Here is a 2,064-nt window from a genome sequence, read left to right on the forward strand (position 1 = left end):
AAATTAGCCACCAATGCAGCCAAGGTATCGTTGTCACCAAATTTAATCTCTTCTGTAGCAACGGTATCATTTTCATTAACAATAGGCACTGTGCCTAATTTAAGCAACGCATTAAGTGTGGCTGAGATATTATCACTTTGCTCAGCATTAACCAAATTAGCATGGGTTAACAATACTTGAGCCGTATGAATATCATGCTTAGCAAATAACGACTCATAAGTCTGAACTAAACCCATTTGACCCACAGCAGCAGCGGCTTGCAATTGATGAATGCTTTCTGGGCGAGACGCCCAGCCTAAGCGCTTCATACCTTCGGCAATAGCACCAGATGAAACTAAAATAATTTCAATATCTTGAGTTTTGAGCTGTGCAATTTGCTCAACCCAAGCACCAATAGCAGTAACATCTAAGCCTTTACCATTATTAGTGAGTAGTGCCGAGCCTATTTTAACCACCCACTTTTTCTTACTCATCATTAGCTTTAACCAGTTTAAACAAACCCTCTACTAAATCTCTACAACCTAAGCCATTCAGTGCTGAAATATTATAAAAATCACCGTGATAATCAATATCTTTTAATAATTTTTTAACAATATCAACTCGATCCTCTTCTCGCAATAAATCCATTTTATTAATGGCTAACAATCTTGGCTTGTTAGCCAATTCAGGATCATATTTTCTAAGCTCGTTTTCAATGATCAAATAGTTTTCAGCAGGGTCAGAAGCATCTGCAGGCAAAATATCAACTACATGTAATAATGCTTTAGCACGTGATAAATGCTTTAAGAATTCAAAGCCCAGGCCGACACCTTCACTAGCATCTTCAATCAATCCTGGAATATCCGCCATGACGATATGCTCATCATAATACGACACCACACCTAAAGACGGATGCAATGTTGTAAACGGATAGTCTGCCACCTTAGGGCGAGCACTAGAGATTTGACGAATAAGACTAGATTTACCTGCATTAGGCATGCCAAGTAGGCCAATGTCAGCCATTACGCTCATTTCTAAGCCAATTTCACGCGCCTCACCTAAAGAGCCTGGCGTAGTTTTTCTCGGTGCTCGATTAATGCTTGACTTAAAGCGTGTATTGCCCAAACCATGAAAACCACCTTTGGCAACAAGCATGACTTGATCATGCACAGTCATCTCACCAATTAGCTCATCAGTTTCTAAATCAAAAACTTTGGTGCCTAATGGAATTTCAACGGTTAAATGCACAGCTGATTTTCCACGTTTATTTTGACCCTGACCAGGCTGGCCATTTTTAGCCCTAAATAAACGATTAAATCGAAACTCACTTAAGGTGTTTAAACCTTCTTGTCCACGAAAATAAATGTGTCCACCATCACCGCCATCACCGCCATCTGGACCACCATCAGGAATATATTTTTCTCGACGAAAACCCAAACAACCAGCACCACCTTTACCAGCTTCAACACGAATACTGGCAGAATCAACAAATTTCATAAAAAACCGCTAAAATACAATAAAGCTATTATACCACCGACAAATGAATCGAACCCTTTACAGCCTAGTTGGATATCTACTTTTACCCCTATTGATTATTCGCCTATTAGTCAAGTCTATCAAGACGCCTAATTACCGAAAAAGACTCTCTGAAAGGCTAGGATTTATTAGTAAAATACCAGTGCCTATTATTTGGATTCATTGTGTTTCAGTGGGTGAATTTAGAGCTTCAATCACCCTGATCGATACACTCATCAAGCAACATCCAAACCACCGAATACTCGTAACCAGTACAACACCAACAGGATCTAGTGCTATTAAACAGTATTACGATAATCAAGTGCTACACCTGTATTTTCCATTTGATTTAGGCTTTATTGTTAAGCGTTATATTAATCAAATACAGCCAGAAATATGTATTTTAATGGAGACTGAAATTTGGCCAAATTTGATTCATGCACTTAAGAAAAATAACATTCCTAGTATTTTAATCAACGCCAGAATGTCTGAACCATCACTAGGGAAATATCAAAAATTTGCATCTACTCTGGTGAGTGAAACGCTAAATAATTTAAGTTTAATTGCCAC

General features: G+C 38.4%; 3 protein-coding genes. 1 reads left to right on the forward strand and 2 read right to left on the reverse strand.

What is annotated here, in order from left to right; translation table 11 throughout:
• Positions 1-476: glutamate 5-kinase (proB, locus tag BTHERMOSOX_RS10630; protein WP_138121113.1), on the reverse strand; the 476-nt coding region annotated here is incomplete at its 3' end.
• A complete protein-coding gene (gene cgtA, locus BTHERMOSOX_RS10635) occupies positions 466-1,476 on the reverse strand; it encodes an Obg family GTPase CgtA (protein ID WP_138121114.1) in 1,011 nt (336 codons plus the stop codon). The genes proB and cgtA, both read right to left, overlap by 11 nt.
• A gap of 43 nt (positions 1,477-1,519) precedes the next feature.
• Here cgtA and BTHERMOSOX_RS10640 point away from each other — a divergent pair.
• Positions 1,520-2,064: 3-deoxy-D-manno-octulosonic acid transferase (locus BTHERMOSOX_RS10640; RefSeq protein ID WP_283204857.1), on the forward strand; the 545-nt coding region annotated here is incomplete at its 3' end.

The sequence above is a fragment of the Bathymodiolus heckerae thiotrophic gill symbiont genome, from assembly GCF_900128515.1.
Taxonomy (GTDB): Bacteria; Pseudomonadota; Gammaproteobacteria; order PS1; family Pseudothioglobaceae; genus Thioglobus_A.